Annotated in this window: 13 protein-coding genes, 1 tRNA gene and 1 pseudogene; 12 read left to right on the top strand and 3 right to left on the bottom strand. The window is 60.2% G+C overall.

What is annotated here, in order from left to right:
* Window positions 1–93: 93 nt before the first annotated feature.
* The gene (locus VGD45_RS33400; protein WP_331159748.1) at window positions 94–843 is read left to right on the top strand and encodes a sulfite exporter TauE/SafE family protein; all 750 of its coding nucleotides are present in this window, start codon (window positions 94–96) and stop codon (window positions 841–843) included.
* A 286-nt stretch (window positions 844–1,129) separates the two neighbouring features.
* A tRNA-Pro gene (locus VGD45_RS33395) sits at window positions 1,130–1,206 on the top strand.
* Between the two features lie 32 nt (window positions 1,207–1,238).
* Here VGD45_RS33395 and VGD45_RS33390 read toward each other — a convergent pair.
* Together VGD45_RS33390 and VGD45_RS33385 are read right to left on the bottom strand one after the other, a co-directional pair.
* Complete coding sequence (locus tag VGD45_RS33390) at window positions 1,239–1,466, bottom strand: hypothetical protein (RefSeq protein ID WP_331159747.1); 228 nt, start codon at window positions 1,464–1,466, stop codon at window positions 1,239–1,241.
* A gap of 40 nt (window positions 1,467–1,506) precedes the next feature.
* Window positions 1,507–1,848 (bottom strand): hypothetical protein, encoded by a 342-nt coding sequence (locus VGD45_RS33385; RefSeq protein ID WP_331159746.1) that lies wholly within the window; start codon window positions 1,846–1,848, stop codon window positions 1,507–1,509.
* 744 nt (window positions 1,849–2,592) lie between these two features.
* Between VGD45_RS33385 and VGD45_RS33380 the strand changes: the two genes are divergently transcribed.
* The 10 genes and pseudogenes from VGD45_RS33380 to VGD45_RS33335 all read left to right on the top strand — a co-directional run bounded on the left by VGD45_RS33380 (window position 2,593) and on the right by VGD45_RS33335 (window position 12,504).
* A complete protein-coding gene (locus VGD45_RS33380; RefSeq protein WP_331159745.1) occupies window positions 2,593–4,131 on the top strand; it encodes a sensor histidine kinase in 1,539 nt (512 codons plus the stop codon).
* A complete protein-coding gene (locus VGD45_RS33375; protein ID WP_331159744.1) occupies window positions 4,124–4,498 on the top strand; it encodes a hypothetical protein in 375 nt (124 codons plus the stop codon). Before VGD45_RS33380 ends, VGD45_RS33375 begins: the two co-directional genes overlap by 8 nt.
* A gap of 1,358 nt (window positions 4,499–5,856) precedes the next feature.
* On the top strand, window positions 5,857–6,312 hold the full coding sequence (locus VGD45_RS33370; protein WP_331159743.1) for a hypothetical protein: 456 nt from the start codon (window positions 5,857–5,859) through the stop codon (window positions 6,310–6,312).
* 226 nt (window positions 6,313–6,538) lie between these two features.
* Window positions 6,539–6,808 carry an RNA-binding protein gene (locus VGD45_RS33365; RefSeq protein ID WP_331159742.1) on the top strand — a complete coding sequence of 90 codons (270 nt, stop codon included), beginning with the start codon at window positions 6,539–6,541 and terminating at the stop codon, window positions 6,806–6,808.
* 64 nt (window positions 6,809–6,872) lie between these two features.
* Window positions 6,873–7,100 carry a hypothetical protein gene (locus tag VGD45_RS33360; RefSeq protein ID WP_331159741.1) on the top strand — a complete coding sequence of 76 codons (228 nt, stop codon included), beginning with the start codon at window positions 6,873–6,875 and terminating at the stop codon, window positions 7,098–7,100.
* Window positions 7,101–7,674: 574 nt separating this feature from the next.
* The gene (locus VGD45_RS33355; protein WP_331159740.1) at window positions 7,675–8,067 is read left to right on the top strand and encodes a BON domain-containing protein; all 393 of its coding nucleotides are present in this window, start codon (window positions 7,675–7,677) and stop codon (window positions 8,065–8,067) included.
* A 42-nt stretch (window positions 8,068–8,109) separates the two neighbouring features.
* Window positions 8,110–8,622: pseudogene (locus VGD45_RS33350) on the top strand (hypothetical protein); the annotation flags it as partial.
* A 626-nt stretch (window positions 8,623–9,248) separates the two neighbouring features.
* Window positions 9,249–11,027 carry an SLC13 family permease gene (locus VGD45_RS33345; protein ID WP_331159738.1) on the top strand — a complete coding sequence of 593 codons (1,779 nt, stop codon included), beginning with the start codon at window positions 9,249–9,251 and terminating at the stop codon, window positions 11,025–11,027.
* Window positions 11,009–11,401: a hypothetical protein gene (locus VGD45_RS33340; RefSeq protein ID WP_331159737.1), complete on the top strand. Its 393-nt coding sequence runs from the start codon at window positions 11,009–11,011 to the stop codon at window positions 11,399–11,401. The genes VGD45_RS33345 and VGD45_RS33340 overlap by 19 nt, the downstream gene beginning before the upstream one ends.
* Window positions 11,401–12,504 carry a fatty acid desaturase gene (locus VGD45_RS33335; RefSeq protein WP_331159736.1) on the top strand — a complete coding sequence of 368 codons (1,104 nt, stop codon included), beginning with the start codon at window positions 11,401–11,403 and terminating at the stop codon, window positions 12,502–12,504. The genes VGD45_RS33340 and VGD45_RS33335 overlap by 1 nt, the downstream gene beginning before the upstream one ends.
* On the opposite strand, the gene VGD45_RS33330 is transcribed toward VGD45_RS33335, so the two are convergent.
* On the bottom strand, window positions 12,498–13,217 hold the full coding sequence (locus VGD45_RS33330; RefSeq protein WP_331159735.1) for a Crp/Fnr family transcriptional regulator: 720 nt from the start codon (window positions 13,215–13,217) through the stop codon (window positions 12,498–12,500). The genes VGD45_RS33335 and VGD45_RS33330 overlap by 7 nt on opposite strands.
* Window positions 13,218–13,465: the final 248 nt, after the last annotated feature.

Here is a 13,465-nt window from a genome sequence, read left to right as displayed (position 1 = left end):
TGCGGGCGGCTGGTTGCTCGCCTCAGAGCGCCGCTGCAACCCCGGCAAACCAATAATCGAGCCGCGCGCGTGCTCGCTGCGTGCTCCTGTTCCATGCTGACCGACCCGACTTTCTATTTGCTCGCCATCCCCGCGGTCATCCTGCTCGGCCTCGCCAAAGGTGGATTTGCAGGTGTCGGCGCCATTGCCCTGCCCCTGCTCGCGTTGCGAATTTCTCCGGTGCAAGCCGCCGCCATTCTCTTGCCGGTGCTGGTCGTGCAGGACGCGGTGGGCGTGTGGGCCTTCCGAAAGAATTGGGACCGCGAGGTGCTCGCGTTGATGATTCCTTCCGCTGTGGTGGGCATCGTCGCCGCGTATCTCCTCGCGGCCAAAGTCTCTGCGACCATCGTGCTCGCCACGCTCGGCGCGATCTCGATTGTGTTTGCGTGCTACCGGCTTTGGATCTCGCGCGGCGGTCGCGTGCCGATGTCGAGCAATGCACCCCGCGCGCTCGGCGTGGCGCTTGGAATCGCATCAGGATTCACATCGCAGGTCGCACACGCCGGGCAGCCGCCGTTTCAGATGTGGGTGCTGCCGAAGAACTTATCTCCACAAGTACTGGTCGGCACTACGGCCATCTTTTTCGCGGCCATCAACCTGTTCAAGATTCCTGCGTATCTGGCGCTCGGCCAATTCACGCACCAGAACCTGCTCGCAGCCGCGGTGCTGACGCCGCTTGCAATCGCATCCACTTTGCTCGGTGTGTGGCTCGTCCGCCGTGTCGACGCCGAGCGATTCATCACGATCATCTACGTGCTCATGATCGTCGTTGGCGTACAGCTGCTGTTCAAGGCGCTGAATTGAGGCCAAGGACATTTAAGGCTCGGTCCGAAACGCTGTCAGGCCGAGGCGGCTCCCTGCCCGTCAAACTCGTACCGGAGCCCTTCATCGACGTCGACGACATCGCCGACCTCGCGGAAATCTCCGCCGCCATCGGCTGTCCGACCCGCGTGCGACTTTTCGGAGGTATGTACGGCGCAGAGGCGCCGGCGGCGTCTGGACATATTTTCGCCGTTCTTCAGGTACTTAGCCCGCCCGAAGGGGTTTTCAGTAGCACCCTGACGCCAAGCTGATAACATGCGCGTCCCGTCGGGGCATGGCGCAGTCTGGTAGCGCATCTGCTTTGGGAGCAGAGGGTCGCAGGTTCGAATCCTGCTGCCCCGACCACCTGACCTGCACCTGGAGCAGGATTGCAGGGTTTAGCCGGTATTCGGCGAATAGTCAGCAAGCTCCTGCCGCTTCTGCTCGGCACGCTCAATTGCCCCGCGAATCTCATCTGGCTTCATGTCGGGGTCGCCGGCTCGCAGTCGTTCGCGCAGCCGGTCAAGTCGAGCATCAAGTTCCTGGAGTTCTCTTGGGCGCGCCGCCGATCGGGCGTGGCTGGCCTCCATGCTGCGGACGTACTGCCGATGCATCTCCGCGGCCATTGCTTGCACCCGATCGGGGCCCGCGAAGGAAACTTTGTAATCACGGCATTCGCGACCGTCCTTGCGACGTATGACGCTCAGGAGTGATGCCGTACTTGATTTGAGAATCGGGATTGCGCCAGAAGATCGTCTCGCGCGGTGAGGCAAACTCGAACGCCTGATACGCGCAACCGTCGTCGGCACGATCCATGCGACGACCGATGTTTCCGCCGATCACCGCACCGATGACGGCGCCGGCGACTGTCGCAACCTTTCGCCCGTCGCCGCCGATAGTCCGCGTCCGGGTACACAGCCCGGCGCGGCGAGCTTGAAGATAATCGTTCGGTATCGCCAGTCGCGACACCAGTGAACGGGAGAGCAACATAGTAATAGGTGCGAGCATGACTGGCTCCGCTTGTGTTCACTTAGCGTAGTGCGCAGCACGATGTTGCTGGCTTGGTGGATGCCGCTTTTGACCTTGCCCTTGGGTCCAGCGCTACAGTTCGAAGAGCATGCTTCGTCGGAACAGGATCGCCCACTCTCGGATGTATCAGGAGCGAGAGGTGAGGTATCCAGCGAGTAATTCCGTTAGAGCGAGATCGCTGCTGCTCGGTCTCGCTTCATTGAAGCGTTGTCCGCTGTGCTTGCCACCATTCCCGTCGTGTCAGCGATGAAGGAAAAAACTGTGGAAGCATGTGGATCAGGGCCGCGATCGGTGCGTAGCGTCTTCCGAGTTCCCTCTGGGCATCGCCCATCCAACGGCAGGGTTCGCATCAGTCCCCGCAAGAATCTCAATGCAGTCAGCGGGCAGCAGCCGATACCAAGCCCCATGGCTCTCGCCCTCGACAAGGTGCGTGAAAAATACCAGTTCAGATTTATTGTTTATCGTGGCAGCCATCGCTCAGCCGGGGGTAAGCACTCATACGATTGTACGCTCATGCAGGATTGTTCCGATGCCGCAGCTTGGTGCTGAACACTCCAAAGGTGGCCCGATAAATTGAAAAGACCCAGGCTACCGGGCACGAGGTGACCAAGGGAACCCATAGTGGGAACGTACCGTTTGAGCCACAGTGTTCTCAAATGTCCGCCTCTGCATGCTGGATACTGCTCGGCTGGATCGTCGTCAGCACCTCCGGAGCGAACGGCAATGATCAATGCAACGGAGCTCCTTCACCGTCAGCAAGTATTGGCGGACTTCGGCCAATTCGTGCTCGACAATGACGACCTGCAGGCCATCCTGACGGAAGGTTGCCGCTTGATCGCCGCCGCCCTTAATGCCGACCTGGCAAAGGTCTTGGAAATCGAACGTGAGCGAGGCACCGCCCTGGTCCGCGCCGGTGTCGGCTGGAACGCGGGCATCGTAGGACACGCCCGCGTTCAGTTGGATGAGCGGTCTTCAGAAGCCCATGCGATCAGGACCGGTGAACCTCTCATCAGTGCTGACATCGAGAAGGAAAAACGATTTACCTTTCCTCGATTCATGCGGGAACACGGCGTCGTGGCGCTTGTGAATGTGCCCATCCTGCTGCCAGGGCGCGAGCCTTATGGAGTGCTGCAGGTCGACCTGCGAGAGCCACGCGCGTTCGGGCAGGAGGACATTCAGTTTTTGCGCACTTACGCCATGGTGCTCGGCCCAGTGATCGATCGGATGAACAAGGCCCGCGATCTGGCTCATACAACTGAGAGATACAGGCTCATAGTCGAGAACGCGCGCGATTACGCAATCGTTCTCACGGATGAGCAGGACAAGATCACCGATTGGCTACCCGGCGCTGCCTCGATCTTGGGGTGGACAGCGGAAGAGATCCTGGGCAAGCCTGCTGAAATACTGTTCACTCCCGAGGATCAGGCGGCGGGCCAACCCGAGTATGAAGTAGATACAGCTCGTCGTGAGGGCAAAGCCCCAAATGTTCGCTGGCACGTTCGCAAGGACGGCACCCGTGTCTTTATCGATGGTCAGACCACCGCGCTCAGGGGCCCCGATGGCGCAGTGACTGGCTTCATGAAGATCGGTCAAGATGTCACTGCAAGGCGGGAATCGGAGGAACGGCAGCAAATCCTTGTCGGCGAACTTCAGCACCGCACGCGAAATCTCATCGCGGTTGTGCACTCCCTGGCCGACAAGACGGCCCGAGCGAGCAAGGATCTGCCGGACTTCAAGGCTCGGTTCGCCGATCGTCTACGTGCGCTCGCGCGCGTGCAGAGCTTGCTGTCCCGGCTGGAAGACACGGACCGGGTCACGTTCGATGAACTGCTGAGCTCTGAGCTCGCGGCCATGGACGGATTTGCCGAGCGGGTCAAGCTCGATGGTCCGCGAGGCGTGAGGCTGCGCTCGTCGACCGTACAGGTTCTGGCTCTGGCGCTACATGAGCTCGCGACCAACGCGGTGAAATACGGCGCGCTCAGTCAGCCGCAAGCCTCGCTCGCAATCGCCTGGCGATTCGAACCGAAGGCGGCCGACGGCATCCCCTGGCTGCACATCGAGTGGCGAGAGGACGGTGTAGTCACTTCGGGCAAAACCGCCCGGGCGATCCCAAGCCGAGGCCAAGGCCGCGACTTGATCGAGCGAGCGCTGCCATATCAGCTTGGCGCGAAGGTCTACTTCGACTTGGGCGCCGGCGGCCTCCTTTGCACGATCTCGGTTCCGGTCTCGACCAGCACTCACGAGGAAAACTCAAATGGCTGAACCGATGCTCCGCGACCGTAGTGTTCTCGTCGCAGAAGACGAATATCTGGTCGCCGAAGAGCTTGAAGTCGAACTTGCTGCGGCGGGAGCCGTGGTTCTGGGTCCTGTCGCCCGCGTCACGGACGCACTTGCTTTGCTCGATCGGCAGCCGAAGATCGACGCTGCAATTCTCGACGCAAATCTTCAGGGCGAGATGATATTTGCAATTGCCGACGCACTGACGGAGCGCAGCGTGCCGTTTGTCTTCACCACTGGCTACGACCGATCTGCCATTCCGAAGCGATTTGAGCACATTCTCAGCTACCAGAAGCCCACCGACGCGTCAGCACTCGTGTCGAGCATTCAGCGGCTGATTCGCAACTCTTGACGGCGCACTCATCGCACTAAACTGCCTCATTAACCTACGTCAAGCACGAGATTTCCAGCGCAAAGACAACACAGTTGATTGCGCTGGCCCAGGGCGCTGGCAAGCTAGTGTCAACCTTCCGCAGCATCAGTGCGTGCGTGTATGACGAATCCATGTGCATTGAGGCTGCTCATCGTCGAAGACGAGTGGCTGATAGCGAGCGAGACTGCAGTACAGATTGCGGATGCAGGCTGGCAAGTCGTTGGCCCCTCAGCCACGGTGGCGAGCGCTCTAGAGCTGATCGAAGCTTCGACAATCGACGGTGCGGTGCTGGACATCCATCTTCGAGACGGAGAGCGATCACTGCCAATAGCTGCGGCACTTCGCGACCGCCACATTCCGTTTCTGTTTGCGAGCGGACATGTCTCGAAGGAGCAGCGAGCGGGATTCGAGGATGTGCCGGTGTTGGCGAAACCGTACACATCAACTCAGCTCATGGCCGCCGTACGCCGGCACATCGTTGCTTTGCATCCTTCAACGAGATAATTGCATGAACCATCAGCGCTGCGATGTTGAGTTTTCGGCGGCACACCTATGTCAATGCGCGTTCATTATCTGGCTACTCTGAGCCTTCCTCCGTAATACTCTGCGGCTCAGCGCTCAGAGCCGCACCCAGCCGAACAGAATGACCGAGGAAAACGCCCTCTGCATGGCGTAGCCGGCCGCCTACGGCGCGATTATTCATTTATCTGTATCTATTTTGTCCGCCAGGGCGCACACTACTTCGAGATTGCGGAATCGTCCGCATCCGGTGGCGAAGAATCTCCGGCACCCGCGCAGCGCTACGTATCGCTCGAGACGTGGCTCAACCTGCCTTCTCCTCGCGCGCATCCAATTTCCTTCATCAGACTGCCGGAGACTTCATGAACATTTTCAGACCGCATTGGGGCGTTTATCTCGAATGCAAACATCGCTCCGCAGGTCTGCGAGGACTGGCGCCACCGTGTGCTGGCGGCACGACATCGTGATTTCGTGGCACGACGACTTGCCACGTGCTCGCCCCTATGATCCAGGCGCCCTGAGTCGGCATGTGTCGCAGTTCTATTTACCCGATGATGTCGCATTACACGTTCCCGCGCGCCACCTAACGATCGCGGCTAAGTATGGTGTGGATACGCAGCGCAGTTGGCGACGCCGCCCCGCCGGAGAAATATTCTGGGGAGTGCCCATCATGCAGAGCATCCTGCTGAGCGACGACGAGCTGCTGGGGTATTCGCACGTGACGCGAGTCGTGCGGGTGCCGGTACAACATCTCGCCCGCCCACTTCAAGCAGGACCACGGCACACGGCAGGTCTCGCCATACCGGCGTAGTGACGACATGAGGTCGCAGCAGCGCACGAACCAGCAGGAGACACTGCAAGCGGGCATTGTCGTGGAACTGTCCAGAACGAGCGGCGATGAACAATTCATCTGCTCCCTGGCGGACTGGAATTTCATCCGCGATCTCGGACGGACGTTCGGGTGGCACGCCACAGGAACCACCTACCTGCCCCAGCATGGCGAGCGCGCGCGACTCAACCCGATCAAGCATGATTATCAGCCCGGCGACAGTCAGGACAGCAAGCGTGTCGAAGCCGATGACGGCGCGCGATGGGCGGCTGCGCTGCACCGAGCGAGACGGTCGCCGTTCATCGCAGGCATGCTTCGAACGCACGTCCAACTGCAGGGCGCGAGCGGGACGATCGCCGAGCAATCGTTGCATGCACAATTGCAGAGCTTCAGCGAATTTGCCCGCCGCGGAGCATTCACGATCGCGCTGAGAGATTCGCAGTAAGCACGGGCCTCGGAAGAAAATCGAGCGCGCGCGTCAATCAGCATGTATAGTGACTTCGGCTCGTAACCTTTCTCTTTATCTTAGTCTGGTCACCGCCGTTCGGCGCTTCCCGACCACTCGATCTAAATCGAATCGTTCTCGAACCTTGCAGGCAGCTTCATTGGCGCTGCCATGTCTACTAACGTTCCTTCGATTCGATCGAACGCATTCTTTTGGAGAGTTACGAATGAGCAAGATATATGTTGGCAATCTGCCCTTCTCCGTCACGGAAGACAGCTTACGCACGCTGTTTTCACAACATGGCGTGGTCGAGTCGGTTGCATTGATCAATGATCGCGACACCGGGCAACCTCGCGGATTCGGATTTGTCGAAATGCCTCGCACCGACGCAACACGCGCCATTCAGGGCTTGAACGGCCAGGACATGGGCGGCCGCGCACTCAAGGTCAATGAGGCGCAGGACAAACCTCGCGGCGGCAGCCAGCGACGCTGGTGATTCGGGATGGCCCGGGACTCCAGTCCCGGGCTCTCGCTGATAGGCGAAGTGCGGAGCCTAATCCATGATCAAGCTTGACACATTGTCGATCGAACAGCCTTTCCGCGTCGATGAGATCGTTCGCGCACCCGCGCCGGATGGCGGCGATTCAATGTGGCATCGGTATGTGATTTCCCAAGGTGCGAATACCATCGCAGGACTGCGAGCAGGCAAGCACGTAGACGTACTCTCGCAAGTCGAAGCGATGGTCGAGCGTTTGAATCAGCGCCGCATGGGCAAGAGACCGAGATAACGACTCCTGGATCTCGCAGCGGAGCTCGCTACGTTGGAGCGCCGCCTGCGGGCGGTACAGACCCTGCAACTCTGCCCCGCTGCTCCTCGTGCAGCTGAGCGACAGTCAGCCGAGTCTGCGTAGCAATTACCGTGAGGAGCAGGTGGTCAGGTGTGCGCCATACTGGGACGTGACACGCCACTCGAGAGATCCCCGTGAACGCGGCCACATGGCCGCGCGGGACGTCTCTCGACAATTTTTCATGTGCGCTCTTGAACAAAACCCCAAACTATAGGCATCAAAAAAAAGCGTCGCGAAGACATGCAGAAGAAGAGAAACGAAGAAAGGCAGCGACAGCAGGCCGCGCGCAAGGCCTGCGACTCTCCGCCGCCGAAGTCCTGAGCGTGCAGCTCGGGCAGGCTACTACAGCGAAACAGATGGGCTGCCGAGGCCATTACTCGAGGAACAAACATCGGCGCCTCGCCGCCGGACCGAGTGCGCAACAGGAACTTCACCTCCTGCCGGCCGTTAGTTCGCCACACGGGAGGTTCTCCATGCGGTCATCTCGATCTCAGCCATCCGCGAGGACCTCTCCATGTTCAAACCATTTGCATTTTCGACCGCGCTACTTGCCGGACTACTCACAGTCACCGCGGTGAATGCGCAGACGACCGAGCCGGCAAGTAAGCGCGAAGCGGCGGACAACACCCGGGCGAACGCGACAGACCGGAACACGGATGCGAAGACGCCGGTCGATCAATCGAGCGATAAGGACGCGATTGAAGTGACCGCCGGCATTCGCAGAGCCGTGCTGGACGACAAGTCGCTATCAACGTCAGCGCACAACATCAAGATCGTTACCGACGGAGATGTCGTAACCCTGCGCGGCCCGGTTGAGAGCGCCGACGAGAAGAAGCGCGTCGAAGCGCTGGCGATGAAAGCGGCGACAGGCAAGCAGGTACGCAACGAAATTTCCATTGCGCGCTGAGCTCGAAGCGCCCCTGAATTTTTTAACATCGAGGAATCTTGTATGAAGAACGCAGTCTATGGCATTGCCAGCACCCCTGAGCAGGCCGAATCCATTGTCACCCGGCTTCAGTCGTTGGGGATTCAGACATCAGACATCTCGGTTCTTTTTCCGGACAAGGCAGGCACGCGCGACTTTGCCCATGAAAAGAACACCAAAGCGCCCGAGGGCGCGACGACAGGCGGACTCGCGGGTATGGGCGTCGGCGGCGCCTTGGGTCTGCTCGCGGGCATCGGCGCGCTGGCAATTCCCGGCGTGGGGCCTCTGATAGCGGCCGGTCCCATCATGGGCGCCCTCAGCGGCGCAGCCGTTGGCGGAGCAACGGGTGGCCTCATCGGCGCCCTGATCGGACTGGGCATTCCTGAGCTGGAGGCCAAGCAGTACGAAGGGAAGGTTCGGGCAGGCAATATTCTGATTTCGGCGCACACGGAGAATGGCGACGAACGGTCGCGTGCCAAGCGAGCGCTCGAAGAAGCCGGCGCAACCGACGTGAGCTCCACGAGTGAAGCCAGTGTTCCCAAGGACTCGCGCGCCTCTGCAAGAGTCGTCCGGCCGGAATTCAGTGGCGAGGTGACTCGGGGCTCCAGCGACGCGAGCGAGACCAGTGCCGATGAAGTCGATGACGGGCGCGCAGCGACCAACAGTGATCGGCCGGCTATTCCGACGAATTCGACTCGGCGCCCGCTGTAAACACAGCAGCGACAACCAGTCGGAGCGCCGCCGGCGCTCCGACTGCAGGACTTGACTCCCCTGACCCAGCACGCATTTGTTATATGAAGCGGCGTGCCGCCGCTCGCTCCGCCCTTTTGACTTTCTTCGCCGCACGCTTCTCGTCGAAAGTCCTGGCCGGCTTTTTCTTCTGATCTTTCTTTCGGTCCTGCCCCTTGCTCACGTGTTCACCCCTTCAATCATTGACGCATGCGGCGCTTCAGTGATCCTGACAACAACCTGCAGTGTGTAATCAATGTCATACGGCGTCCGTGCGCCAACGAACATAGTCCACGCGTTCGAGTTGTGTGAGGCCTGGTGCACGTACAGCGCTCCTGGCAGGAACTTTCCCCCAGACAAGTGATTGACTCAGCATTCGCTGCGCTGGTTGCCGAACGCAAACGCCGGACCTGGCGCGGTCGCGGAAGAAAACCATGACGTTGGACCAGATGCTCGCCTTCGCGATCCTCACGGGCATGATGGCGCTATTCGTCTGGGGACGCCTGAGATATGACCTTGTCGCCGGTCTCGCCCTACTCGCTTCCGTAGTCGTCGGCGTGGTGCCCGTCGAGGCTGCTTTCAGCGGCTTTGGCGACGATATCGTGATCATCGTGGGCAGCGCCTTGCTGGTCAGTGCGGCAGTGGCGCGCTCCGGCGTCATTGAAGCCGTCCTGCATCCATTCGCTCCGAAGATCACCTCGACGCGTGCGCAGCTCGTTCTGCTGGTCACCACCGTGACCGTGCTGTCTGCATTCGTAAAAAACATCGGCGCACTTGCAATGATGCTTCCAGTGGCTTTCCAGATGGCCAAGCGCTCCAAAACCTCGCCATCGGTGTTTCTGATGCCCATGGCATTCGGCTCATTGCTCGGCGGACTCGCAACCCTGATCGGCACCTCGCCGAACATCATCGTTTCGCGCTTGCGTTCCGAAATCACGGGCGCGCCGTTCGCGATGTTCGACTTCGCACCCGTCGGTGTCGGGCTCGCCGCCGCCGGGATCGCATTTCTCGCAATCGCATACCGACTGCTGCCGCTCGATCGCGCAGGAGCACCGACGTTGGCCGAAGCCATGGATATTCATGACTATCTCACTGAGGGCCGTGTACGGGCCGAGTCAGCGATTGCCGGCAAGACAATGGCCGACCTGCGTGGATCCGCAGGCCCGGAGGTCGCCGTGACCACTGTCGTTCGCGACGGCCTGAAAACATCGCCGCTGCCCGATATGGTGATGCGAGAGAACGATATCGTGCTGCTGCAAGGGGAGCCGGCAGCTCTACAGCAAGCGGTCGCGCGGTTGGGCCTCGAACTGGAAGGCGAGGAACGCAGCACGAGGAGCGACAAGGCCAATGAGGAGATCGGCGCTGTCGAAGCGGTGATCGGTCCTGACTCGCTGCTCATCGATCAGGCTGTCGGAAGTCTGGCTTTGCATGCGAGATTCAAAGTAAACCTGCTCGCGGTGAGTCGCAGTGGCCAGCGCTTCACCGAGCGGCTGCGTGATATCAGGCTTCGTGCGGGAGACATCATCGTCCTGCAAGGTTCGCTCGGCGGTATGCCCGCGCTGTTGCGCGACCTGGGCTGCCTGCCGCTGGCAACCCGCGAGATCAGGCTCGGCAGTGTCCGTCGCGGTGTGATCCCGATTGCAGTTCTGGCGGGCGCGATGTTGTTGGCGGGCACCGGTCTATTGCCGGTCGCGCTGGCGTTCTTTGGCGCCGCATTGCTCGTGGTGTTGTTTGGCTCGCTCTCATTGCGAGAGGCTTATGCGACCGTCCAGTGGCCATTGCTCGTGATGCTCGGCGCTCTGATCCCCGTGAGTGAGGCGATTCGTACGACGGGAGGCGCGGATCTCATCGCGACCGGGCTCTCCAACATCGCTCATTCACTGTCTCCCTACGCAGCGCTCGCCTTGATCATGGCGGCAGCCATGGCGCTGACCCCGTTCTTGAACAATGCCGCGACCGTGTTGGTAATGGCGCCGATCGCCGTGAGCTTCGCTAGCCGTCTTGGCTTTCAGCCCGATGCATTCCTCATGGCCGTTGCTGTGGGAGCCGCTTGTGACTTCCTCACACCGATAGGGCACCAATGCAACACGCTCGTGATGGGACCGGGTGGATACAAGTTTAGTGACTACGCACGCCTCGGTGCACCGCTGTCTTTACTTGTCATCGTGCTGGGTGTGCCGCTCGTCATGATGACATGGCCATTGACGCGATAACCCGCTCGAACGATGCGGTATATGTGCGCCACCGCACCGATGGCAACGCGGCGCCGGCGCATTCTCAATCGCCACGTTCAGTGAAACATTGCGAGCACAAGGACATGAACTGCGAAGAAAGAAATGGACCCGATGACCGGGCCGCCCCGAAAGACGCATCGCCAACTCATGGCGCTGAACCCCCGGCGGAACGTGCGGCAGACACCCCGTTGCCGCTTGCTCACATCGACGCGCTTGCCGTCTCCACGCTCTCGAGCGAGGCAGTGACACGCTACCAGGCGTACAAAGCAGTGCTGCTCGCCCGCGAACAGGACGAAGCAGCCACCCTCTCTACGCTGACCCTTTTCGTGCGGGATCTCTCCGAGAGCCGATAATGCCCACTACTGTCGCATCGGAACACCCTGCAAGCGCACATGCGCCTGGAGCAGTCGCGAGTCACATCAGCGAAAGCGAGGGCTCGCATACGGCCGACTTGAAAGACGTGCTCGTGGCACATCAGACCGCTTCCACGAAGCGCGCGCTATGGCAGCTCTCGAACACATTCCTGCCGTACTTTCTTTTGTGGTTCGCGATGTACTGGGTACTGGAGGCCTCGCTGTGGCTCACTGTGCCGCTTGCAGTTCTATCGGGCGTGTTGCTGGTGCGCATTTTCATCATCTTCCATGACTGCACGCACGGCTCCTACTTTCGCTCCCGGCGCGCGAACGACATTGTCGGTTTCATAGCTGGCGCCTTGACGTTCAGCCCCTACCAGCACTGGCGCTGGGAGCACGCCATTCATCACGGCAGCGCCGGCAATCTCGATCGACGCGGAACCGGCGATGTATGGACCATGACGGTCCAGGAATATCTGAGCGCATCGCGCCAGCGACGTCTTCAGTACCGGCTAACGCGTAATCCACTGATCTTGTTCGTGCTCGCGCCGCTGTTCGTCTTCGTGATCAAGCAGCGCTTTGCGTCCGCGAACGCGCAACGGCGACAACGCCACTCCGTGTGGTGGTTGAACGCGACACTGCTGATCAGCACGACGCTGCTGAGCTCGATATTCGGCCTGGCCTCTTACTTGCTCATCCAATCGATCGCCATGACCGTGGCTGGCGCGACCGGCCTGTGGCTCTTCTATGTCCAGCATCAGTTCGAAGGCGTCTACTGGGAACGCAACGACAAATGGGACTACACGGCAGCCGCGCTGCGCGGCAGTTCCTACTACAAGCTGCCGAAGGTGCTGCAATGGATCTCAGGGAACATCGGCTTTCATCACATTCACCATCTCAGCCCGCGCATTCCCAATTACAACCTGCAGAAGTGCCACGAAAGCGATCCGAGGTTCGCGGCGGTCACGTCGCTGTCGCTGCTGTCGAGCCTGCAATCGCTCAAGTTCCGCTTTTGGGACGAGCGGGCCAAGGAGCTTGTCGGCTACGCGCACATTCGCAAGCTCGAAGCGAGCCGGCGCGCGGACAGCCACTTGAATCAATAGTGAGTAATGGCCGGCAGCAGGCGATCGAATTCCTTCTTGACCACGGCATAGCATTCGCAGGTCCGTGCCTCCAGGCCCGCGCGGTCGAGCACCTTGATGCGGCCACGGCTGTATTTGATCAGTCCGGCGCTTTGCAGATTGCCTGCCGCCTCCGTCACGCCTTCACGACGCACGCCCAACATGTTGGCGATCAATTCCTGCGTCATAACCAGCTCATTGCCGACCAGACGATCCAGACTCAGCAACAGCCAACGGCACAGTTGCTGATCGAGCGAGTGATGCCGGTTACACACCGCGGTCTGCGCCATCTGCGTCAGCAGCGCCTGCGTGTACCTCAGCAGCAGATGCTGCATCGGTCCACCGAGCGTGAATTCTTGTTTGAGAAATTTTCCGGACCATCGATAGCCGTAGCCAGCGCTCTGCACCACCGCCCGGCTCGGCGTAGTTTCGCCGCCCATGAAGAGCGACACGCCGATGACCCCTTCGTTGCCGACAACGGCAATTTCCACTGAGGAACCGTCCGCCAACGTATAAAGCAGCGAAACGATCGCCGTCGTCGGAAAGTACACCGCCCGCTGACGACTGCCGGATTCATATAGAGCTTCGCCGAGCGGCAGCTCGACGAGTTTCAGATTTTTGCTCACGCGCTCCAAATCCTCCGCCGGCAACGCGGCCAGCAGATAGTTCTGACGAGGATCGTGAGCTGCCGTCATCGGGAGAGCACTAGCGATTTGGACTCCGCGCTACCGGATCTGTGCGCTATCGTACACACATTCACGTCGACGCAGCAGCGAATCGTGAAGCACCGTATACGATAAAGCTTTACAGCAGTGACGTCTGGCAAACGCCGCGTTGAAGATGGGCCGCAGCGCCTAGTGGACCCCGTTTACAGAGCGACCCTCCGACAAATTCCACAGAAACAGCCGGAGGGTCACGAGCTTTGCTGACAGACCGGCGCTCT

This window comes from Steroidobacter sp. (genome assembly GCF_036402275.1).
Classification (GTDB): Bacteria; Pseudomonadota; Gammaproteobacteria; order Steroidobacterales; family Steroidobacteraceae; genus Steroidobacter.
The sequence above is the reverse complement of the archived record's forward strand: the minus strand, read 5'-3'. Positions and strand labels throughout refer to the sequence as shown.

What these genes read in the sequence shown, in the direction of transcription:
- VGD45_RS33400 (WP_331159748.1), top strand. Translation starts at nt 94, where the DNA reads ATGCTGACCGACCCGACTTTCTATTTGCTCGCCATCCCCGCGGTCATC.
- VGD45_RS33390 (WP_331159747.1), bottom strand. Translation starts at nt 1,466, where the DNA reads ATGGCCGCGGAGATGCATCGGCAGTACGTCCGCAGCATGGAGGCCAGC.
- VGD45_RS33385 (WP_331159746.1), bottom strand. Translation starts at nt 1,848, where the DNA reads ATGCTCGCACCTATTACTATGTTGCTCTCCCGTTCACTGGTGTCGCGA.
- VGD45_RS33380 (WP_331159745.1), top strand. Translation starts at nt 2,593, where the DNA reads ATGATCAATGCAACGGAGCTCCTTCACCGTCAGCAAGTATTGGCGGAC.
- VGD45_RS33375 (WP_331159744.1), top strand. Translation starts at nt 4,124, where the DNA reads ATGGCTGAACCGATGCTCCGCGACCGTAGTGTTCTCGTCGCAGAAGAC.
- VGD45_RS33370 (WP_331159743.1), top strand. Translation starts at nt 5,857, where the DNA reads ATGAGGTCGCAGCAGCGCACGAACCAGCAGGAGACACTGCAAGCGGGC.
- VGD45_RS33365 (WP_331159742.1), top strand. Translation starts at nt 6,539, where the DNA reads ATGAGCAAGATATATGTTGGCAATCTGCCCTTCTCCGTCACGGAAGAC.
- VGD45_RS33360 (WP_331159741.1), top strand. Translation starts at nt 6,873, where the DNA reads ATGATCAAGCTTGACACATTGTCGATCGAACAGCCTTTCCGCGTCGAT.
- VGD45_RS33355 (WP_331159740.1), top strand. Translation starts at nt 7,675, where the DNA reads ATGTTCAAACCATTTGCATTTTCGACCGCGCTACTTGCCGGACTACTC.
- VGD45_RS33345 (WP_331159738.1), top strand. Translation starts at nt 9,249, where the DNA reads ATGACGTTGGACCAGATGCTCGCCTTCGCGATCCTCACGGGCATGATG.
- VGD45_RS33340 (WP_331159737.1), top strand. Translation starts at nt 11,009, where the DNA reads ATGGCCATTGACGCGATAACCCGCTCGAACGATGCGGTATATGTGCGC.
- VGD45_RS33335 (WP_331159736.1), top strand. Translation starts at nt 11,401, where the DNA reads ATGCCCACTACTGTCGCATCGGAACACCCTGCAAGCGCACATGCGCCT.
- VGD45_RS33330 (WP_331159735.1), bottom strand. Translation starts at nt 13,217, where the DNA reads ATGACGGCAGCTCACGATCCTCGTCAGAACTATCTGCTGGCCGCGTTG.